General features: G+C 72.3%; 17 protein-coding genes and 1 pseudogene. 3 read left to right on the top strand and 15 right to left on the bottom strand.

Annotated features, from left to right (window positions below; translation table 11 throughout):
• Positions 1-46: 46 nt before the first annotated feature.
• The 5 genes and pseudogenes from LP52_RS01960 to LP52_RS01940 form a co-directional block, all read right to left on the bottom strand.
• Positions 47-862: a DUF3159 domain-containing protein gene (locus tag LP52_RS01960; protein ID WP_040270219.1), complete on the bottom strand. Its 816-nt coding sequence runs from the start codon at positions 860-862 to the stop codon at positions 47-49.
• Between the two features lie 201 nt (positions 863-1,063).
• Positions 1,064-1,663 carry a hypothetical protein gene (locus LP52_RS01955; RefSeq protein ID WP_040270338.1) on the bottom strand — a complete coding sequence of 200 codons (600 nt, stop codon included), beginning with the start codon at positions 1,661-1,663 and terminating at the stop codon, positions 1,064-1,066.
• A gap of 89 nt (positions 1,664-1,752) precedes the next feature.
• Positions 1,753-2,175 (bottom strand): annotated as a pseudogene (locus tag LP52_RS28875) (carbohydrate ABC transporter permease); the annotation flags it as partial.
• A 338-nt stretch (positions 2,176-2,513) separates the two neighbouring features.
• Complete coding sequence (locus tag LP52_RS01945) at positions 2,514-3,497, bottom strand: carbohydrate ABC transporter permease (RefSeq protein ID WP_052809311.1); 984 nt, start codon at positions 3,495-3,497, stop codon at positions 2,514-2,516.
• 23 nt (positions 3,498-3,520) lie between these two features.
• Positions 3,521-4,789, bottom strand: a complete 1,269-nt coding sequence (locus LP52_RS01940) for an ABC transporter substrate-binding protein (protein ID WP_040270217.1) — start codon at positions 4,787-4,789, stop codon at positions 3,521-3,523.
• Positions 4,790-5,047: 258 nt separating this feature from the next.
• Between LP52_RS01940 and LP52_RS01935 the strand changes: the two genes are divergently transcribed.
• A complete protein-coding gene (locus tag LP52_RS01935; RefSeq protein ID WP_040270215.1) occupies positions 5,048-6,142 on the top strand; it encodes a serpin family protein in 1,095 nt (364 codons plus the stop codon).
• Between the two features lie 22 nt (positions 6,143-6,164).
• Here LP52_RS01935 and LP52_RS01930 read toward each other — a convergent pair whose 3' ends face one another.
• The 4 genes from LP52_RS01930 to valS all read right to left on the bottom strand — a co-directional run bounded on the left by LP52_RS01930 (position 6,165) and on the right by valS (position 10,952).
• A complete protein-coding gene (locus tag LP52_RS01930; protein ID WP_040270212.1) occupies positions 6,165-6,737 on the bottom strand; it encodes a GNAT family N-acetyltransferase in 573 nt (190 codons plus the stop codon).
• Positions 6,738-6,946: 209 nt separating this feature from the next.
• On the bottom strand, positions 6,947-7,756 hold the full coding sequence (locus LP52_RS01925; protein WP_040270210.1) for a DUF3710 domain-containing protein: 810 nt from the start codon (positions 7,754-7,756) through the stop codon (positions 6,947-6,949).
• Positions 7,757-7,821: 65 nt separating this feature from the next.
• Positions 7,822-8,298, bottom strand: coding sequence for a dUTP diphosphatase (gene dut, locus LP52_RS01920; RefSeq protein WP_040270208.1), 477 nt, complete (start codon positions 8,296-8,298; stop codon positions 7,822-7,824).
• A gap of 83 nt (positions 8,299-8,381) precedes the next feature.
• On the bottom strand, positions 8,382-10,952 hold the full coding sequence (valS, locus tag LP52_RS01915) for a valine--tRNA ligase (RefSeq protein ID WP_040270205.1): 2,571 nt from the start codon (positions 10,950-10,952) through the stop codon (positions 8,382-8,384).
• Positions 10,953-11,277: 325 nt separating this feature from the next.
• Between valS and LP52_RS01910 the strand changes: the two genes are divergently transcribed.
• Positions 11,278-11,571 carry a DUF4235 domain-containing protein gene (locus LP52_RS01910; RefSeq protein ID WP_040270204.1) on the top strand — a complete coding sequence of 98 codons (294 nt, stop codon included), beginning with the start codon at positions 11,278-11,280 and terminating at the stop codon, positions 11,569-11,571.
• 73 nt (positions 11,572-11,644) lie between these two features.
• Here LP52_RS01910 and LP52_RS01905 read toward each other — a convergent pair whose 3' ends face one another.
• The 4 genes from LP52_RS01905 to LP52_RS01890 all read right to left on the bottom strand — a co-directional run bounded on the left by LP52_RS01905 (position 11,645) and on the right by LP52_RS01890 (position 15,581).
• Complete coding sequence (locus LP52_RS01905; protein ID WP_394298171.1) at positions 11,645-12,562, bottom strand: hypothetical protein; 918 nt, start codon at positions 12,560-12,562, stop codon at positions 11,645-11,647.
• A 298-nt stretch (positions 12,563-12,860) separates the two neighbouring features.
• A complete protein-coding gene (locus tag LP52_RS01900) occupies positions 12,861-13,160 on the bottom strand; it encodes a DUF4193 domain-containing protein (protein WP_040270202.1) in 300 nt (99 codons plus the stop codon).
• A gap of 478 nt (positions 13,161-13,638) precedes the next feature.
• Positions 13,639-14,931, bottom strand: a complete 1,293-nt coding sequence (locus LP52_RS01895) for a sensor histidine kinase (RefSeq protein WP_238580688.1) — start codon at positions 14,929-14,931, stop codon at positions 13,639-13,641.
• Positions 14,928-15,581, bottom strand: coding sequence for a response regulator transcription factor (locus LP52_RS01890; protein ID WP_040270198.1), 654 nt, complete (start codon positions 15,579-15,581; stop codon positions 14,928-14,930). Before LP52_RS01890 ends, LP52_RS01895 begins: the two co-directional genes overlap by 4 nt.
• 657 nt (positions 15,582-16,238) lie before the next feature.
• Between LP52_RS01890 and LP52_RS27590 the strand changes: the two genes are divergently transcribed.
• A complete protein-coding gene (locus LP52_RS27590; RefSeq protein ID WP_169775329.1) occupies positions 16,239-16,406 on the top strand; it encodes a hypothetical protein in 168 nt (55 codons plus the stop codon).
• A gap of 196 nt (positions 16,407-16,602) precedes the next feature.
• Here LP52_RS27590 and LP52_RS01885 read toward each other — a convergent pair whose 3' ends face one another.
• Together LP52_RS01885 and LP52_RS01880 are read right to left on the bottom strand one after the other, a co-directional pair.
• Positions 16,603-17,421: an inositol monophosphatase family protein gene (locus tag LP52_RS01885; RefSeq protein WP_040270195.1), complete on the bottom strand. Its 819-nt coding sequence runs from the start codon at positions 17,419-17,421 to the stop codon at positions 16,603-16,605.
• Between the two features lie 74 nt (positions 17,422-17,495).
• Positions 17,496-19,532, bottom strand: a complete 2,037-nt coding sequence (locus LP52_RS01880; RefSeq protein WP_040270194.1) for a S9 family peptidase — start codon at positions 19,530-19,532, stop codon at positions 17,496-17,498.
• Positions 19,533-19,651 lie beyond the last annotated feature (119 nt).

The raw sequence follows: 19,651 nt of genomic DNA, 5'->3' as shown, positions 1-19,651 counted from the left end.
ACCACAGGCATCGGCCCGCCCGGCCGATCGCCGAGTCGCGGGGGCCTCAGTCGGCGGTGCGCTCGGCGGGAGTCTGGCCGGGCGCCTGGTCGTCGTCGGCGTCCGCGGCGAACACGCCGTCGGAGTCGACCGGTGTGCGCCCGCGCGCCAGCAGCCACACCATGCCTGCGAACGCGGCCACCTGCAGCGGCCAGCCCAGGGCGATCTTGGCGATACCCAGCAGCGCGAAGGTGCTGGCCACGCCGTAGCTCTCGGCCGCCCACAACGGGAGCTGCACCGCTACGCGCACGACGCACGGCAGCACCAGCAGCCAGGTCAGCCGGGAGCTGAGCTTGACGACCGCGGGATTGCGCCGCCAGGCGGTGACGTCGCCGGTGACCGCGCCGATCAGCAGTCCCATGGCCGGCCAGCGGATGAGGACGGTCAGCGTGAGCACGACCGCGTAGACGGCGTTGTAGATGATCCCGGGCAGTGCGAAATCCTCGGCCTCGCCGCTGCGCAGCGCGAAGACCGCTGCGATGGCCATCCCGAAAAGGCTGTTGACCACGAACTGCACCGAGGAGCGCTGGACCAGCCGCACGGCCCCCAGCGCGATCGCCAACGCGAACCCGATCGTCAGCGCCGTCCGCAGGTCCTCCAACGCCATGTAGGAGAACGTGAAGCCCAGGGTGGGCACTGCGGTCTCGAGCATGCCGCGCTTGCCGCCCAGGGCCTTGGCCAACTGCTGGCGGACGACGGCCTCGACCGTCTGCTCGGAGACCTGCTCGCTCGCCGCGGGCTCCTCGGAAGGCCCTTCGGAGACCGCGTCGGTCCCCTCGCCGGTGGAATCGGCGGGCTCGGCGGCTCGCTGGTGGTCGGTCATATGGCTCCCGGTCCGGCGTCGACTACGGCTTCCACCCTAGAACAACGCATCAGCGGTCTTCAGCGCTGCGCAGCGATATCTCCGCATCCGCCCCCTATGCCATGCGGATACGCCGGAAAAGGACCCTGCGTCCGTGTCGCCGCGCAGTGCCGCCCCGGCGGGTGCGGCGGCCGCTCCGCCGCCGTGGTCGCGCGCGAAGGGTCACCCGCCTCCGCGCTTGTCCACGACCACCGCGGCGAGCAGAAGGCAGCCCGCCAGCGCTACCAGCGCCGGAGGCACCGCCCAGGTCACCACCGCCGTGACGGCCAGTGCCGCCACCAGCAGCCCCGAGCCCACGGGGTCGGCCGCCGTCCTGGCCGCCGCCGCGCGCAGGGCGCCGTGCCAGGCGCGTTCGGGCCGCCAGGCCGCGGCGGCGCGCAGGCCGACCACGGCGGCACCCGCCCCCGCCGCCGCGCATCCGACCAGGGAGGCCGCTCCCCCGGGCGGATCGAAGGCGGCCACGATCAGCACGTCGGCCGCCACGACGGCGGCCAGCGCCGCACCGGCCAGGCCCGCCCGCCAGGAGCCGGGCCACGCCGCCCGCAGCCGTACCGCGAAGTCGCCCACTGCCGTGCCGCCCTCGCCGTCGGTGTGGGCGCGCACCTGCGCGCTGCCGGCGGCCAGCGCCGCCGGCAGGGTGACCAGCGCCAGCCCCGCTGCCAGCGTGAGCATCCCGGCCAGCACGCACTCGCCGAACAGCGCCGCCCGCGAGTGCGCCGGCCGGAGCACCGGCGCGGCCGCCGCGGTCCGTCCGCCCGCCACGGCGCTCACCCCTTCAGCCCGCTGGTGGCCATGCCCTGCACCAGCAGGCGCTGGAAGGCCAGGAAGAACAGCACGACCGGCACCAGCGCGATCACCGACATGGCGATCATCGCGCCGAAGTCGCTGGTGCTGGTCTGGTCGGCATACATCCGCAGCGCCAGCGGGATCGGGAACTTCTCCGGGGTGTTCAGGTAGATCAGCGGCGCGAACAGGTCGTTCCAGCTCCAGATGAACGCGAAGATCGCCGCGGTGCCGAACGCCGGGCGCGACAGCGGGGCGATGACGTGCCAGAAGATCCCCCAGTACCCGCAGCCGTCGATGCGGGCGGCCTGGTCCAGCTCACGAGGCAGCTGGCGCATGAACTGCACCATGAGGAAGACGAAGAACGCCTCGGTGGCCAGGAACTTGCCCAGTACCAGCGGCACGTAGGTGTCGACCAGCCCAAGCTGCTGGAAGATGATGTACTGCGGGATGATCACCGCGTGGAAGGGCATCAGCAGGGTGCCGATCATCAGCACGAACATCGTGTTGCGCCCGCGGAAGCGCAGGCGGGCGAAGGCGTAGGCCGCCAGAGCCGAGGAGGCCACGATCCCCGTCACGGTCAGCACCGCCAGCAGCAGCGAGTTGGCCAGGAACCGCCATACCGGGATGCCGGCCATGCCCTCCAGTGCTCGGGCGAAGTTGTCCAGGACCGGCTGTGCGGGCACCAGTCGCGTGTTGCCGACGATCTCGTGGGTGGGCGTGACCGCCGCTCCGGCCACCCACACCAGGGGGTACATGACCAGCCCCAGCAGCGCCAGAGCCAGGACGTGCCAGAGCACGCGCCGGGGCCGGGTAGCGGCGGAGGTTCTCATCGTCCCTCGTCTCCGGAGTAGAACACCATCGTCCGCGACATCCGGAACAGGGCCACGACCACCAGCCCCGCCCCGAGGATCAGCATCCAGGCCATCGCCGAGGCGTAGCCCATCTGGTAGTGCGTGAAGCCCTGCTGGTAGAGGTAGAGCGTGTAGATCAGGGTGGAGCCGGCGGGGCCGCCGGAGCCGCCGCTGATCACGAACGACGCGGTGAACACCTGGAAGGAGTTGACCGTCTCCAGCAGCAGGTTGAAGAACAGCACGGGCGAGATCATCGGCAGGGTGATGGTCTGGAACCGGCGCCACCAGCCGGCCCCGTCGACCTCGGCGGCCTCGTAGTACTGCCGGGGCACCTGTTTGAGGCCGGCCAGGAAGATCACCATCGGCGCGCCGAACTGCCAGACCGCCAGGAGCACAAGCAGCAGCAGGGCGAAGTCGGGGTTGCCGACCCACCCGCCGGTCTCCACCCCCACCGCCCGCAGCAGCCGGTCCACCACGGCGTCGTCGGAGAACAGCGCGCGCCACACCAGCGCGACGCTCACGCTGGCGCCCAGCAGCGAGGGCGCGTAGAACGCCGAGCGGTAGAACCCCTGGCCGCGGTGCGGTGCCGCGAGCAGCATCGCCACGGCCAGCGCCAGGGCGAGTTTCAGCGGGACCGCCAGCACCACATAGGCGCCCGTGACCCGGATCGACTGCAGCCACTGGTCGTCGGCGAACAGGCGCCGGTAGTTGTCCAGGCCCACCCACGAGGGCGCGGTGAAGAGGTTGTAGTCGGTGAAGGACAGGTAGAGCGAGGCCGCCATCGGCCCCAGCGTCAGTCCGAGGAACCCGAGGATCCACGGGGTCAAGAAGGCGTAGCCTGCGGCCCTCTCGCGGTCGCCTCGGGGCTTGCGCCGGGTCCCCCGCCCCGGTGGGGGCGGGGGTTGGGGCGGTGCGGCGGACTCCGCGTCTCCGCGGGTGTCCTCGGCCGTGCGGGCCATCTGCGCTGTCTCCTTCTCCGCGGTCAGGAGCTCAGCGTGCGCTCGGCGAAGTCGACGAACTCGCCCGCGGCCTCGTCCGGGCCCATTTGCCCGTGGTGCACCTCTTCAGCCAGGCGGATGAACTCGGTCTCCAGGGCACCGGCGCCCGCCGGGGGCGCGGGCGGCGCCTCCTGCAGGTCGGACATGCGCTCGTCCTCGTAGTCCACGATGGTCTGGTCGACCTCGGTGTAGTCGACGGCCTCGCGCTGGGCCTCGGTGGCCGGTATGCCGCGGTTGCCGCCGAAGATCTCCGCGACCCGCGGGTCGTTGATCATGAAGTCGATCAGTTCGGCGGAGGCGTCGGGGTGACTGGTCTGGGCCGAGGCCGACAGCAGCATCGAGGGCTTGAGGTACTGCCCGGAGTTCTCGGAATCGGTGGGCAGCGGCGCCAGCTCCAGGTCGAGGTCGGACTCCTCCACGTAGCGGGTGAGCATGTTGTCCCAGGTGAACTCCGAGGCCGCCAGGTTGGCGCCCAGCGGGGCCAGCGGCTTGACCTGCTCGGCCTCGTCAGCGGGCACCACGGCGCCGTCCTCGCGCAGGTCCGCGGCGCTCTCCCAGAACTCGGCGAGGCGGTCCCGGCTGAAACCCAACCGGCCGTCGTCGGTGAACAGCGCGCCGCCCTCCTGGCGCAGCTGGGCCTCCAGCACCCAGATCAGCCCGGTGTAGTCGGCGGCGCCGTAGGGGTCGCTGCCGGTGTGCTCGCTGACGGCGGTCAGCGCCTCGTCGTACTCCTTCCAGCTCCACCCGTCCTCCGGCATGGGCACATCCGCCTCCTCGAACAGCTCGGGGGCGTAGACGAGGGAGAAGGTGTTGCCGCCGATGGGCACGCCGTAGCGGGCGTCGTCGACGACTCCGGCGGTGCTGAGGCCCTCCAGAAGCCCGCCGGTGTCGAGGCTGCCGCCCTCCTGGCCGCCGAGGTCGAGGAGCACACCGCGGTCGCTGTACTCGCGAAGGTAGGCGTTGTCCATCTGGAGCACGTCGGGCATGCCGCCGCCGGCCACCTGGGTGGAGAGCTTCTCCCAGTAGGTGTCGTACTCGGAGAAGGTCGGCGTGACGGTGATGTCCGGGTTCTCCTCCTCGAACAGCGCGATGGCCTCGCGCATCATCTCCGCCCGATCGGCGTTGCCCCACCATGAATAGCGGATCTCGGGCGCGCCGCCGCCCTCGCCGCCTCCACAGCCGGTCGCCGCAAGCCCGAGAACCATCGCCGCCGCCGCGGCCGATCTCGTCGCACCGCCAATCCGCTTCACCATGTGGTGACCGCCCTTCTGCCCGCCCGGCCTCATTGAAACGATTTACGGAAAGCGCTTCCCGTCCAGCTGGAGGCTCAGATTAAGCGCCGCGTAACCTCCCGTCAATACTGGTTCGCACGGTCTTGCAACGATCGATCGCCGCCCAGAGCGCCCCGATCCGCGCGGAAGCCGCGGCCGCGCACGCTCGTGCAGGCGGACGCTAGCCTGGCCCGAAAGCCGGTCGGCGACGTCCTGCTCGGCAGACTTGGAGAGTGCGCGATGCCCGTGTCCCTGCGCCCCGACCATCTCGACTTCGCTCTGCGCCTCGACTCCGCGCTGGCCCGGGCCGGACTGGAGGAACGGGCGTGGTCTCCGCTGTCGGTCGCCGGCGCGCTGGGGCTGGTGGCCACCGGCGCGCGCGGCACCACCCGCCGCGAATTCGAACAGCTGCTGGGCCGCGACATCCGCGGGCAGCTCGCCGCGCTCGACGACGCCGCGTCCCCGGGCCCGGAACTCGCGACCTCGACCGCTCTGTGGGTCCGCGACGACCTCCCGCTGCTTGCGGAGTTCGAAACCGCCGTGCGCGCCCGGCCCGACTCCGCGGTGCACTCCGCCGACTTCGCCGGCGATCCCGAGCGCGTGCGCCGGGAGGCCAATGCCGAGGCCGCCGAGGCCACCCGCGGCCTGGTCGAGGAACTGCTGCTGCCCGGCGACGTGGCCACCTCCACGCAGGCCCTGCTGCTCAACGCGCTGTGGGTGCGCATGCGCTGGTCCGAGCCCTTCGACACCGCGGCGACCGCGCACAAACCCTTCCACTCCCCCTCGGGCCGGAACCGGGTGCCCACGATGCGCAGCCGCGCGCGCCGCCCCTACGCCGCGGCGGCGGGCTGGCGCATGGCGACGCTGCCCGCGGCCCACGACCTGGCCATGGACGTGCTGGTGCCCGACCGCCCCGAGCAGGGCACCGCCCCGACACCCGAGGCGCTCTCGGAGCTCTACGACAAGGCCGCCCCCGCCGACGTCGACCTCTCGATGCCGCGCTTCGAAGTGCGCTCCCGCTCGGCGCTGTCGCAGCCCTTGGCCGCCGCGGGCGCCTCCACGGCCTTCACCGACCGGGCGGACCTCACCGGCATCTCCCCGCGCCCGCTGCGCATCGACGAGGTCGTCCACGAGGCGGTGCTGCGCGCGGACGAGAAGGGCGCAGAAGGCGGGGCCGCCACGGCCGTGGTGATGCGCACCGTCGCCGCGGTCGCCGGCAAGCCCGTTCGCTTCGCCGTGGACCGCCCGTTCGCCTTCGTGCTGCGCCGCCGGGCCGCGATGCTGTTCCTGGGGGCGGTCACCGAGCCCCGCGACCCTGGACCGGCCCGGGAATGAGGCCTCGCCGCCCGGGCGGCGCCTAAGCGGACAACCGGTCGAAGGGCTCCGCGTAGCGGAATGCGCCCCGGTGCGCGGGCTCGTATGCGCTCAGCGGACGCGCCTGGAAATAGTCGCCCCACGAGGGGTCGGGTGCGGCGATGCCGAACTCCGCGGCCGAGCGGAACCCGAAGCGGCGGTAGTAACCGGGCTCGCCGAGCAGCGCGACCAGCGGTTCCGAGCAGGCGTCGGCCGCACCCAGCACAGCGTGCATCAGGGCCGAGCCGACTCCGCGGCCCTGGCGGTCGGGCGCCACGCCGATCGGCCCGAGCCCCAGTGCCGGGGTCGCGCCCACGTACCCGCGGGTGCACACGACGTGGCCGACCACCGCTGTGGAGCCGGCGGGATCCGCTGCCCCGTCGGAGGCCGCGGCGTCGACGGCCACCAGCGAGTACTCCGCACGCCAGCCCGAGTCTTCGCGCAGCCGTTCAAGCAGGGCCGCCTCGACCGGTTCGGTACCCGCCGGGGCGTCGGCGGGGACGTTCGCCGCGAAAGCGGCGGTGATCACCGAGCGCACCGCGGCGGTGTCGGCGGCGGTCTCTCGTCTGATCAGCATCCGCTCACTGTAGGGACGCGCTACCCCCGCAGCACCCGGTTTTTCGGCGGTGCGCCCCGGCCCGAAACCCCGCAGCGCAGCGAGGCCCCTCCGGAAACCGCCCGCAACCCCGCCATCGCGGTCGGCCGCGGCGACCCGAGCTCCGGGCTCCCGGAGGGCTCCTCGCGCCCTGGACCGCGGTGTCGGCGCCCTACGCCCCTGCGAACGGTCTAGGAGTCGGACCGGCCGCCGGGCTCGCCGGGCTCGCCGCCCTCTCCGGTCTGTCCGCCGTCGGTCTGGGGCTGCCCGTTGCCCTCGGCGCGCTTGCGCTGTTCGGCCGCCTGGGCCATCTGCTGCTGGATCTCCTGGGGCACGACGATGGGCAGCATGTCGCGCGGGGGCATCGGGGTGTCGCCGCGCGCCACCACGATCTGCTGGAACAGCTCTTCGACCTCGGCCATCGCCTCGGCCTTGGAGGCGCCCTCGCCGCGGATCACGCCGTGCAGCACCCATCGCGGCCCGTCCACGCCGATGAAGCGCACACGTTCGCCCATCTGGCGGCCCTGGTCGTCCTTCTTACCCGTGACCGGCACGACCGCGCGCAGCTCGGGGCCGAAAGTGCCCTCGAAGTCCTCGACCTTGCCGCCCTGGGACGTCACCTGCGAACGCAGCTCTTCGCGCATCTCCTCCCAGACCCCGCTGGACTTGGGCGCGGCGAAGGGCTGCACCTGCAGCGCCGAGCCCTGGGTGCGCAGGGTCACGCCGATGATGCGGTTCTGCTGCTGGGCGACGTTCACCTGGATCTCGACGCCCGAGCGCACCGGGATGCGCACCGCCCCCAGGTCCATCCGCTGGACGTCGGGCGCCTGCTCCGTGGAATCCCAGGGGCCGTTGGCCCGGTGGCGGTCGGCGTCCTTCTCCGGATCCGGCGGGTCCTCGGGCCGACCGGCGAAGTCGACCTCGGTGCCGCCCGCGCCGGGGGTCTCGGCGGTGCTGTCGGCGTCCTCGCCGTCCTTCTTCTTGCGTCGGCGTCCGAACACGCCTTACACCTCTCCCGCTTGGTCGTCCCCGGCCGCGGATACGGCGCCGGGGATGCTGAACGTCGTCAACTGCGCGCCGCGTGGCCGCCCGTGGAACCGAAGCCGTCCGCACCGCGCACGGACTCCGGGAGGGTGTCGACCTCGCGGAACTCGGCCCGCTCCACACGCTGGACGACCAACTGGGCGATGCGGTCGCCGCGGGCGAGCTTGACCGGCGTCTCGGCGTCCGTGTTGATCAGGGTCACCCGCACCTCGCCGCGGTAGCCGGCGTCGACGGTGCCGGGCGCGTTGACGAGGGTCAGCCCGCACCGGGCCGCGAGTCCCGAACGGGGGTGCACGAAGGCGGCGTAGCCCTCAGGCAGCGCGATGGCGATGCCGGTTCCGACGACCGCCCTCTGCCCCGGCCCCAGGAGGACGTCCTCGGCCGTGGCGAGGTCGGCGCCGGCGTCACCGGGACGCGCGTAGTCCGGCAGCGGCAGATCGGGGTCGAGACGGCGGATGAGGACCTCGATCCCACCGCCGTTGTGGGTTCCGTTACTCACACTGAGCGAGCTTATCGCGGTCCGGGGCCTGAGTCGGACGCTGCCGGGCCCACGCCCGGCGTCGGGAACGCGCCGCCGCCGGTCTACTCGGCCTCGGGCAGGCTGACCTCGACCTGCAGTTCGGTCTCGTCGGTGGCTTCCAGGTCCAGCCGGGCGGCGCGCCCGGCCGCCGCCAGATCGTCGCCCGCCAGCCGCACGTGGTTGACGTTCTTGCCGCGCACCGCCACCCGCTCGATCTCGGCGCGCATGGACAGCTTGGCCTCCGACTTGGCCTTGCGGACCATGCGCAGCACCTCGGAGGCCGAGGCCAGCACCGCGGGATCGCCTTCGCGCGCGGCTGCGCGGAACTCCTCGGCGTCGGGCCAGGAGCCGCCGTGCACCGAGCCCTCGTGCCACCAACTCCACACCTCGTCGGCGACGAAGGGCAGGAACGGCGCGAACAGGCGCTGGAGCGCCGAGAGGGCGATCAGCAGCGCCGCGCGGGCGGAGGCGGCGGCGGGCGAGGCGCTGTCGTAGGCCCGGGCCTTGACCAACTCCAGGTAGTCGTCGCAGAACTCCCAGAAGAACCGCTCGACCCGCTCCAGCGCGCGCGTGTGGTCGTAGGCCTGGAAGGCGGAGGTGGCGTCCTCGACGACGTCGGCGAGCGTGGCCAGCATCGAGCGGTCCAGCGGCTCGGTGACCGCGGCCGGATCGGCGGGGGTGTCCTCGCCGGCCACCGACAGCGCGAACTTGCTCGCGTTGAGGATCTTGATGGCCAGCCGCCGGCCGACCTTCATCTGGCCCTCGTCCAGAGCGGTGTCGGCGCCGAGCCGGCCGCTGGCGGCCCAGTAGCGGATGGCGTCGGAGCTGTACTTCTCCAGCAGGTCGATCGGCGTGACGACGTTGCCCTTGGACTTCGACATCTTCTTGCGGTCCGGGTCGAGGATCCACCCGGAGATGGCGGTGCCCTGCCAGGGCAGGCTGCCGTGCTCGAAGTGCGCACGCACGACCGTGGCGAACAGCCAGGTGCGGATGATGTCCTGGCCCTGGGGCCGCAGGTCCATCGGGAAGACCCGCTCGAAGAGGTCGGGATCGCGCTCCCAGCCGCCGGCGACCTGCGGAGTCAGCGACGAGGTGGCCCAGGTGTCCATGATGTCGGGGTCGCCGGTGAAACCGCCGGGCCGACCGCGCTGGTCCTCGGTGTAGCCCTCGGGCGCGTCGGAGCTCGGGTCGACGGGCAGCCGGGACTCGTCGGGCAGGAGCGGCGAGTCGTAGTCGGGGTTGCCGTCGTCGTCGAGCGGATACCACACGGGGAACGGCACGCCGAAGAAGCGCTGGCGGCTGATCAGCCAGTCGCCGTTGAGGCCCTCGACCCAGTGCTCGAAGCGCGAGCGCATGTGGTCGGGGTACCAGTCCAGTTCGCGCCCGCGTGCCAGCAGCGCCTCGCGCACCGAGGTGTCACGCCCGCCGTTGCGGATGTACCACTGCCGGGTGGTGACGATCTCCAGCGGCTTGTCGCCCTTTTCGTAGAACTTCACCGGACGCGTGGTGGGCTCGGGCTCGGCGAGCAGGTCGCCGGACTCGCGCAGCAGCTCGACCATGCGCTCGCGGGCGGTGTGCACGGTGGCGCCGACCAGGCGGGAGTACGCCTCGGCGCCGCCGGCGGCGGCCACGGCCTCGGGCGGCTCGGAGACGATACGGCCGTCCCAGCCGACGACGGGGCGGGTGGGCAGCTGCAGTTCGCGCCACCAGGTGACGTCGGCGAGGTCGCCGAAGGTGCAGATCATCGCGATGCCGGAGCCCTTGTCGGGCTCGGCGAGGTGGTGCGCCTTGACCGGGACCTCGACACCGAAGACGGGGCTGCGCACCGTGCGGCCGATCAGCTCCTGGTAGCGGGTGTCGTCGGGGTGGGCGACCAGGGCGACGCAGGCGGGGAGGAGCTCGGGGCGGGTGGTCTCGATGACGACGCTCTCACCGCCGTCACGGTGGAAGGCGACCTTGTGGAAGGCGCTGGTGCGCTCGCGGTCCTCCAGCTCGGCCTGGGCCACGGCGGTGCGGAAGGTGACGTCCCACAGGGTGGGGGCCTCGGCCATGTAGGCCTCGCCGCGCGCGAGGTTGCGCAGGAACGCGCGCTGGGACGTGGCGCGGGCGTTGTCGTCGATGGTGGCGTAGGAGTAGCGCCAGTCGACGCTGAGGCCCAGCCGGCGCCAGATGTCCTCGAAGACCTTCTCGTCCTCGACGGTGAGCGCGTCGCAGAGCTCGATGAAGTTGCGCCGCGAGATGGGCACCTGCCGCTTGGGATCGGGCTTGGCCGGCGGCGTGAAGTCGGGGTCGTAGGCGACGCTGGGGTCGCAGCGGACGCCGTAGTAGTTCTGCACCCGGCGCTCGGTGGGCAGCCCGTTGTCGTCCCAGCCCATCGGGTAGAAGACCGACTTGCCGCGCATGCGCTGGAAGCGGGCGAGGGTGTCGGTGTGGGTGTAGGAGAAGACGTGCCCGATGTGCAGGGACCCCGAGACCGTGGGCGGCGGGGTGTCGATCGAGTAGATCTCGGAGCGGCTCTTGGTGCGGTCGAAGTGATAGACGCCCGACTCGTCCCATACGTCGACCCATTTCGCCTCGAGACCGTCGAGCGAAGGCTTGTCGGGCACGCGGAAGGAACGAGAGCGGTTGGTCATGGGCCACATGGTATTGGTTCAGCGACCGTGTTCGCTCCGCAATCCCCAACCCTGCCGGCACGTATCCCGCCACCGGTCGAGCGGCTCCGCGCCCCCGCCGGAACGGATCCGCGCCGCCCGCGAGGTCGCTGCTCGCGCTGTTCGGCGCGGTGCGACGCGCCCCGCGGCGGCGGGAGCGCCGCCCGCCCGGCATGAAAGGATCGATTAAGGCGCACGCGCCGGGTAGCGGCGCGTCGCAAGGCGCTCGGCCCCGCCGTGCGCGGGCGTGCGGCCGTTCGCATGCGGCCGCGCCGCCAGGAAGGCTAGAAGGGAAGCGATCCGACAGATGGCTAAGAAGAAGGACGGTGAGTTCGCCGCGCAGGTCCTCGGCAGCGTCACCGCTCTGGCGGCGGCGTACGTCGCCCGCAAGACGCTGACGTTCGCCTGGACCCAGGCCACCGGCAAGGCTCCGCCCACCGAGCCCGAGTCCCCCGACGTCAAGCTGAGCGAAGCCCTCGGATGGGCCGTGGTCACCGGGATCGGTATGGAGGTCACGCGCGTCCTCGCGGTGCGTGCCGCCTACCGCCGGTTCTTCGACGCGGGCCACCAGAGCGGAGTCGTGGGAATCGACGTGGAGTGAGCGCGGCCGTTGCCGCAGTGTGCCCGCCGGTGGGGCCCTGACGCCGCCCCGCCGGCGGGTACACGCATCGCGCTCAGCGCTCGCCGTCGGTCAGTTCGCCCGCGGAGCGCCCGCCGTCGAGGCCCTCGCCCGGAGCGGCGGACAGCCCCTGGGCGCGCAGGTCGGCGCGCACCGACTTGGCCAGCGCCCGGGTGGCAGAGCGGTTGAGCGTCCCTCCGGCGACCGCGCCCGTGAGGTAGGGGCCCAGCGTCGTCATGTGGCGCCCCAGCAGCCGCATCAACCGCCGGCGTAGCGCGGCCTTGGCGGCGGCGCCCAGCGTGACCGGCAGCGCCTCCGGAGAGCTGACCGGGTCGATGCCGCGCTTGCGCGCCCAGGCGCCCAGGTAGCCCGTGGTGCGTTGCAGGCGGGAGCCCGATGCCGGCGCGCCGTGGACCTCGTGCAGCTCGGCGATGAGTTTGACCTCGACGGAGGCCACGAGGACCGTCTCGGCCACGATCTGGGCCGGCACCGTCAGCAGCAGGGGCGGCGCGGTGAACTGCACCGCGGCCAGTGCCCCGCCGGCGGCGCCCACGGCGGTCGTGGTGCGTGTGGCGTTGCGGACCAGCGCGTCGGCGAGTTCCTCGCCGTCGAGGCCGTGGTAGTGGGCGGCGAGGGTCTCGCGGTCGCGCACCGGAATGCGCGGTGCGATGTCGTTGGCGAACACGTCGGCCAGCCAGCGGCCGCCGGCGACCCCGCCGCTGCGCGCCGAGCGTGCACGGGCCGCCAGCGCCGCGGCGAGCCTGCGCAGCAGACCGGCCCGGCGCCGGGAGTCGGCCGGGCCCTCGTCGAGGATCTCGCCCACCAGGGCGCCGATGTCCTCGCCGCCGGCTGCGGCGACCTCGTTTCCGGGCTCGGCGGGACCGCCGGCGGCGTCGCTCGCGGAGTGCTCACCGCCCGGCGGCTGCCGGCGCCCACCGGTCTCTTCGCGGTCTCCCGCAGCGTCCTCGGACACGTGCTGCTCCCGTTCGAACGGATGAGGCGTCGCGCCGCGGCTCTGCCCGGGCTTCTCCCGTCGGCGCAGGAACACTTCCGGTCGACTGCGACCGTCTCGCGCAACCCCCGGGGACTCGTCTCAGGTTTTCCCGGCCTCGCTCGGGCGAACCCGTGCAATCGGCTCGGGAATCGGCTGACTCAATACGTGGCGCTTGAAGGCGCAAAGGACGATGCGCCCCCGGGAGCCCGTCCCGGAGACGCATCACATGCCGCGGCGATGGCCGTTCGAGGCATTCGAGGAAAGTAGCGCGCCGGGCTCAGGCGGCGCACTCCTTGCAAACGAGCTGCCCCTTCCGCTGCTCGGCCAGCTGGCTCCGGTGGTGCACCAGGAAGCAGCGCGAGCAGGTGAACTCGTCGGCCTGGCGCGGCAGAACCCGCACGGCGAGCTCCTCGCCGGAGAGGTCCGCGCCGGGCAGCTCCATCCCTTCGGCGACCTCGTCGGGGTCGACGTCGATGGTGCTGGTTCCCTTGTCGACACGGCGGGCCTGCAGCTCTTGCAGGCTGTCCTCGTTGATGTCTTCGTCGGCCTTGCGCGGGCTGTCGTAATCGGTGGCCATTCTGCTAACTCCATCCCCCTCGTTCTATGCCTCGTTGCGCGCTACCAACGCTTGAGAGCCTCGTTTTGTGCCCGGGCCGCTGGATGACTTCCGCCGGCGTAAGTGGACTATGACCCCTCCCGGGTGCAGTCGCACCGCATCGCAGCACCGTTCGAATGGACCCGGTCGCGCTTCGTCGCGCCGTGGATCCACTCGTCCTCATGTGCTACCCAACGCCTGCCGCATTCCGACCTGTTTCCTCGTCTTTCCTCGCCCCTTCGGGCACGGCGTGCACCGGAGCGGCGAGGCGAGAACATACACGCATACCGCGGAAGTCATTCCCGCAGCGTTCGCGCCCGGGAGAGCATACCCACCCTCGACGCGCACACGTCGACCGGGCCGTCGTGTTGTCGAACACGTATGAGTATCATGCGCACGCAGTCTCCCGCAGGGACTTCGTCGACCCCGTGATCAGTCCGGGCGCCCGGACGGCCAGATGTTACCTGCCTGCGGGGGCCGCTGTGTCACGGTGTTCGACAGCGGGGAAGCGCACGGTCACCACGAGGCCTCCGCCCTGGCGGGGCCACACGTTGACGGACGCGCCGTGGGCGCGCACGACCGAGCGCACGATCGACAGGCCCAGCCCGGCGCTGCGGCCGGACTTGACGCGGTCGCCGGAGGCCCGGCGGAAGGGCTCGAAGAGGCCCTCGATCTCGTATCCGGCGATGACGGGGCCGGAGTTCTCGACCTGGATGGCCGGGGAACCCTCGTAGATGCCCGAGCGGACGGTGATCTCGCCGTCGGCCACGTTGTAGCGCACGGCGTTCTCGACCAGATTGGCCACGAGGCGCTCCAGCAGGACCGGGTCGCCGACCACGGTGGCGCCGCGCAGGTCGGTGCGCAGGGTCAGACCGGACTTCTCCAGTTCCTCGGAGAGCTGGCTGAGCACCGAGCCCACGGCTTCGCCCATGTCGACCTGGGTGCGCACGTCGAGTTCGCGGTCGCTCTTGGCCAGGAACAGCAGGCCGTCGATGAGGCGCTCGTGGCGGGAGTTGGTCTCCAGCAGTGTGCGGCCGAGGGTCTTGAGGTCGGCCGAGGCGTCGGGGTCGCTCAGGGCGACCTCCAGCAGGGTGCGGTTGATGGCCAGGGGGGTGCGCAGCTCGTGTGAAGCGTTGGCGACGAAGCGGCGCTGGCCGTCGAAAGCGCGGTCCAGACGCTCCAGCATCCCGTCGAAGGTGTCGGCCAGCTCGCGGATCTCGTCGTCGGGGCCGCTGAGGGCGATGCGCTCGTGCAGGGAGCGCTCGGATAGCCGGCGGGCGATCCGGGTGATCTTGTGCAGGGGTGACAGCGCCCGCCCTGCGACGAAGTAGCCCAGGCCCACCGCCAGCAGCCCCACGATCACCAGCGCGATCACGGAGTAGCGGGTGACCTCGGCCAGCACCGTCTCGATGAACTCGGTCTTGCGCCGCTGCAGTTCGACCGGGTCGGCGTTGGGCATCGTGAAGTTCAGGTTGTCCAGCAGCCCGGCCACGATGATGTAGTTGAGCAGCACCAGCAACGAGCCGGCCGCGAAGAAGAGCATCCCGTAGATGAGGGTGAGCCGCGCGCGCAGGCTGATGTTGTCGGTGAAGCGGTGCACGCCGCCGGTGACCGCTCCCGGAGGCTTGGCCGAGGAGGTGGCGGGCTCGGCGGACAGCCTCCGCCACGTGCCGGTGTCCCCCGGCGGGGTGGCCGCCACCTCCCCCGGGGACGCCTCCTGGTCCAGGTCCGGCTCCGGTCCGTGTGCGGTCAAATCCGGTACCCCGCTCCGGGCACCGTCTGGATGACCGGCGGCTCGCCGAGCTTCTTGCGCAGGGTCATGACGGTGACGCGGACGACGTTGGTGAACGGGTCGGCGTTCTCGTCCCAGGCCTTCTCCAGCAGTCCTTCGGCGCTGACGACGGTGCCGTTGGCCCGCATCAGCACCTCGAGGACGGCGAACTCCTTGGGGGTCAGCGAGATCGTGTTTCCGTCGCGCTCGACGGTGTGGTTGGCCGGGTCCAGCTCGATGCCGTTGCGGCGAAGCACCGGAGGCAGCGGGGGGACGGCGCGGCGGCCCAGCGCACGCACGCGGGCGATGAGTTCGGGGAAGGCGAAGGGCTTGGTGATGTAGTCGTCGGCGCCCAAGGTGAGGCCTTCGACCTTGTCCTCCAGCTCGACCGAGGCCGTCAGCATCAGGATGCGTCCGGTGTAGCGCTGTTCGACAAGGGCGCGGGCCACGTCGTCGCCGTGGATGCCGGGCAGGTCGCGGTCGAGGACGACGACGTCGTAGTCGTTGACGCCCACGTGCTCCAGCGCGCTGTCGCCGTCGTAGACGACGTCGACGGCCATGGATTCGCGGCGGAGGCCCACGGCGACCGTGTCGGCAAGGACCTGTTCGTCTTCGACCACGAGTACGCGCACGGTGAGTTTCGTCGTCCTTCGCTGCCTGCAACCTGGAAAAAGTGGGCCGCTGCCGGCGCATCCCCCAACACACCGGCAGCGGCGCTTGTGACCCCCGGCTGCACTATCCGTTATCGCACCCGCCCGATAAGGATGGGGTAAGCCTTGCGCAGCTCCTGCTGCGTGAGGACCCATCCCCTGTCGGCCTCGGCCGGTGGCGGATGCGCGGCGACCCGGGGGTGGCCACTGGGGAGTCCGCGTGGGCGGTCGCGGCGGACCGCCGCCCTTGTGCGGCTCCTGGCTGTGCGCGGGTGTCGCTGCCGGCGTATCCCCCAACCGCCGGCAGCGACGATCACCCCGCACATTTCGAATCTGACACATCCAGGATAAGAAACAAGTAAGCCCTGGCCCACACAACCGAATGTGGTGTACGGCACCGTCTGCCGCGCTCGCGTGCGAGGGCGCCGACATGGTCGAGTATCTCACGGCGGCCCGCGAGCGCGGGAGCGTCCGCCTGCGACCGATCACAGCTCGGTCACGGAGGTTTGGCCGCTCGTCCGGCGTGGGTATGGCCGTCACTTGCGGGTCGCGCCGGTCTCGACACCGCTGTCCCCTGTCACGTTGCAGCAGCGCCGCCATGGCGCTGTGCAGCTTTGACGCGATGAAAAGTGAGGTGAAATGGGCGAGTTCCGAGCGGAGATCAAGGGCCGCATCAAGGAGATCCGCCAGTCGCTTCAGGCGGCGCAGGCCGCGGGAGACGAAGACCTCGCCGACGTGCACATGTCGGAACTTGAGGACCTGCACCGCATCGCCGCTCGCAACGGAGTCGACACCGGCTGCGGTTGAGCACAGGGCCGCCGCTCCGACCGACACCGGCGTCGGTACCGAGCGGCGCGTGGCCGACCTGGTGGGAGGCCGGCCGCGCAGCAGAGCAGACGGGGTAGCCCCGAGCCCCGCAGGGACGAAGAAGGGCCTTTCCGAAGTGCCGAGCACTTCGGAAAGGCCCTTCGTTCGTCTCCGCCCGCGGCGGGCGCCGGCGTCCTCAGCCGACGGCGGCGTCGGTGTCGGCGCCCAGCGGCGCGAGCACGTCGTGCAGCTCGACGAAGAGCTCCGGCGCGGCCGCGATGACCAGGTCGGGGGTGGGTGGGGCACCGTGCAGCCCGCCGACCCGGGCGCCGGCCTCCTGGGCGATGAGCGCGGCCGCTCCCCAGTCCCACTGGTTGAGCCCGCGCTCGTAGTAGGCGTTGGACCGGCCGTGTGCCAGCTCGCACAGGTCGACGGCCGCCGAACCGCCGCGGCGGATGTCGCGCACCCGCGGCAGCACCGAACGCAGCACCTCGGCCTGCTGGGCGCGGCGCCCGGACTCGTAGCCGAATCCGGTACCCACCAGGGCGAGCTCCAGCGGCACCGCGGGCGCCGCCTGGATCGCCTGGTCGTTGCAGAACGCGCCCCCGCCGAGCACAGCGGTGTAGAGGTCGCCGCGGGCCGGCACCGCGACCGCTCCGGCCACCACCTCGCCCTCGACCTCCGCGGCGATGGAGACGGCCCATTCCCCGCGGCCGTAGAGGTAGTTGACGGTGCCGTCGATGGGGTCGACGATCCAGCGCACCGCGCCCTCGCCGGCTTCGTCGCCGCCCTCTTCGCCCAGCACGGCGTCGCCGGGGCGGGCGGTGTGAAGGCGCTTGCGGATCAGCTCCTCGACCGAGCGGTCCATCTCGGTGACCACGTCGGTGGGCGAGGACTTGGTGTCGAGGACCCCGATCCCGGCCTGGCCCTCGGCGGCCACGCGCCCGCCCTCCCGGGCGGCCTCGACGGCCAGGGACAGCAGCCCGGCGCGGTCGGGTGTGGGCGTGGTGGTCATGGTTCCCCCGTTCTTCGTGCTCGTCGGTGCGGGCGCGCGGGCGCCCGCGGCCGCTTCCGGTGCTGCGCCCGCCGTCACAGCAGTTCCGGCCGCTGCCAGTCCTTGCCCAGCACGTGGTGGTCCAGGAAGGCCAGGATGGTCTCGTACCAGACCCTGATGTTGCCCGGCGTGAGCACCCAGTGGTTCTCGTCGGGGAAGTACAAGAACTTCGCCTCGACGTCTCGGCTGACCAGGTCCCACCACAGCCGCAGCCCTTCCCCGATGGGTACCCGGTAGTCCTTGTCGCCGTGGATGACCAGCATCGGCGTGCGGATGTTGTCGGCGGCCGACCGCGGCGACGCGCTGCGGTAGCGCTCCGGGTGCTCCAGCGGGCCGCCGAACTCGGCGGTCCAGGCCCACGGGCAGTCGGTGGCGCCGGCGAAGGCCTCCAGCGACCACAGGGAGGCGTGGGTGACAACGGCCTGGAACCTGTCGGTGTGCCCGGCGATCCAGTTGGCCATGTAGCCGCCGAAGGAGCCGCCCATGGCGGCGGTGCGGGTGCCGTCGACGTCGTCGCGGGCCGCGGCGGCGTCGGTGACGGCCATGAGGTCGGCGAAGGTGCGCTCGCCCCAGGCGGCCCGGGCGCGGCGGCGCATTTCGGGCCCGTAGCCGGTGGACAGCGCCGGGTCGGGCAGCAGCACCGCATAGCCCCGGGCGGCCATGAGCCACGGGTTCCACCGCCAGGACCACCCGTTGAAGCTCATGTAGGGGCCGCCGTGCACCCACAGGACCAGGGGCGCGGGCGACGCGGCGGAGGCGTCGGCGGGCAGCACCAGCCAGGCGCGGATGCGCGTGCCGTCGTCGGCCTCGGCCGCGACCTCGGTCAGCGTGCCGGGCATCTCGAGCGGTGCCTCGGGCGCGGGCAGCCGCACCGGGTGCTGCCGCCCGCCGGCGCCCGTGGCGTCGTCGATGCGCACCGGTGTGGGCGGCTCGTCCCAGGCGTCGCGCAGCGCGAAGAGCGCGGTGCCGCCGGGCGCGGGGTGGAGGCAGGTGTAGGTGCCGTCGTCGGCGGTGATGCGGGTCAGCTCGCCGGTGGCGGCCTCGACGCGGAAAACGGGGCAGCGGCCCTGGTCGTCGGCGGTGAACAGCACGGCAGAGGAGTCGGAGGCCCAGGCGTACTCGCGCGGCCACAGGTCGTGCCCGGCCAGCAGGTCATGGCCTTCGCCGGTGTCGGGATCCACCAGCCACAGGGTGCTCGCGGGCGGTTCGCCGCCGGGGCCGGGCTGCCCCCTGTAGTCGCGGCGCGCAACGACGCGGCGGCCGTCGGGAGAGTATGCGGGCGCGCCGAAATCGTACTCGGGATCGGCGGCCAGGACCCGGCGCTCACCGGTGGCGGCGTCCAGCGCGACCAGCTGCTCGCTCTGCAGGCCCCCGCCCGCGGGCACGTTCCAGCCGGTGACCACTGTCGTGCCGTCGGGACTGATGTCGGGCGCGTGGCCGTAGAGGACCATGCCCGGTTCGGGGGTGAGGTCGACGGGCTCGCCGAGGCGGGAGCCGGCGCCGGCGGGGGGCGCGGCGGTGAACAGCCGCGGGCGCTGAGGGCCCAGGTCTCGGTCCCAGCTGCGTACCGGCGAGGCTTCGTGCAGGATGGCGCTTACTCCGGCGTCTTTGCGGGCCTTGCGTGCCCGGGCGTCGGCCTCGGCGTCGGCGGCGCCGGGGTGCACCTCGGAGGTGTAGACGACGGTGCCGGTGTCACGGGCGACGGCGACGGCGCCGAAGCCGCCGGGGCGCTCGGCCACGCAGCGGGCTTCGCCGGCGCCCGCGGGCAGCAGCCACAGGGCGGGGGCGTCGGCGGAACCGGCGGTGTCGGGGTCGGGGCGTGCCGAGGTGAACAGCAGCGAGCCGTCGGGCAGGAACGCGGGGGCGCTCTCGCCCGCCGCCGAGCGGGTCAGCCGACGCGGCTCGGCCTCGCCTGCGGGGTCGATCTCCCACAGGGCCGTTCGGAACGAGGCCCCATCGGGCTCGGGTTCGCTGACGGGTGCGATCAGGCGGCTCCCGTCGGGCGCGAGGACCAGCCCGTTCACACGGCGCAGTCCGATGTATTCCGCGAGGTCGTACCAGGTGCGAACCACGTCGTGCGAGTTCCCCTCTGCCCGAGTCTGCCGTTGTCTGCCCGGGTGCGCCGATGGACCGGCGGCCCGGGACCGCGTCACGTCCGCCGACGCGCCGCAAGTGCTGCGATGTCGGCATC

It is taken from the genome of Streptomonospora alba (assembly GCF_000826685.1).
Taxonomy (GTDB): domain Bacteria; phylum Actinomycetota; class Actinomycetes; order Streptosporangiales; family Streptosporangiaceae; genus Streptomonospora; species Streptomonospora alba.
Note: the sequence above shows the minus strand (reverse complement) of the source record. Positions and strands in the feature narration are given on the sequence as shown.

Excerpts from the sequence above, each read along its gene's own strand:
- LP52_RS01960 (WP_040270219.1), bottom strand. The coding sequence starts at position 862 with ATGACCGACCACCAGCGAGCCGCCGAGCCCGCCGATTCCACCGGCGAG.
- LP52_RS01945 (WP_052809311.1), bottom strand. The coding sequence starts at position 3,497 with ATGGCCCGCACGGCCGAGGACACCCGCGGAGACGCGGAGTCCGCCGCA.
- LP52_RS01940 (WP_040270217.1), bottom strand. The coding sequence starts at position 4,789 with ATGGTGAAGCGGATTGGCGGTGCGACGAGATCGGCCGCGGCGGCGGCG.
- LP52_RS01935 (WP_040270215.1), top strand. The coding sequence starts at position 5,048 with ATGCCCGTGTCCCTGCGCCCCGACCATCTCGACTTCGCTCTGCGCCTC.
- LP52_RS01930 (WP_040270212.1), bottom strand. The coding sequence starts at position 6,737 with ATGCTGATCAGACGAGAGACCGCCGCCGACACCGCCGCGGTGCGCTCG.
- valS (WP_040270205.1), bottom strand. The coding sequence starts at position 10,952 with ATGACCAACCGCTCTCGTTCCTTCCGCGTGCCCGACAAGCCTTCGCTC.
- LP52_RS01910 (WP_040270204.1), top strand. The coding sequence starts at position 11,278 with ATGGCTAAGAAGAAGGACGGTGAGTTCGCCGCGCAGGTCCTCGGCAGC.
- LP52_RS01900 (WP_040270202.1), bottom strand. The coding sequence starts at position 13,160 with ATGGCCACCGATTACGACAGCCCGCGCAAGGCCGACGAAGACATCAAC.
- LP52_RS27590 (WP_169775329.1), top strand. The coding sequence starts at position 16,239 with ATGGGCGAGTTCCGAGCGGAGATCAAGGGCCGCATCAAGGAGATCCGC.
- LP52_RS01885 (WP_040270195.1), bottom strand. The coding sequence starts at position 17,421 with ATGACCACCACGCCCACACCCGACCGCGCCGGGCTGCTGTCCCTGGCC.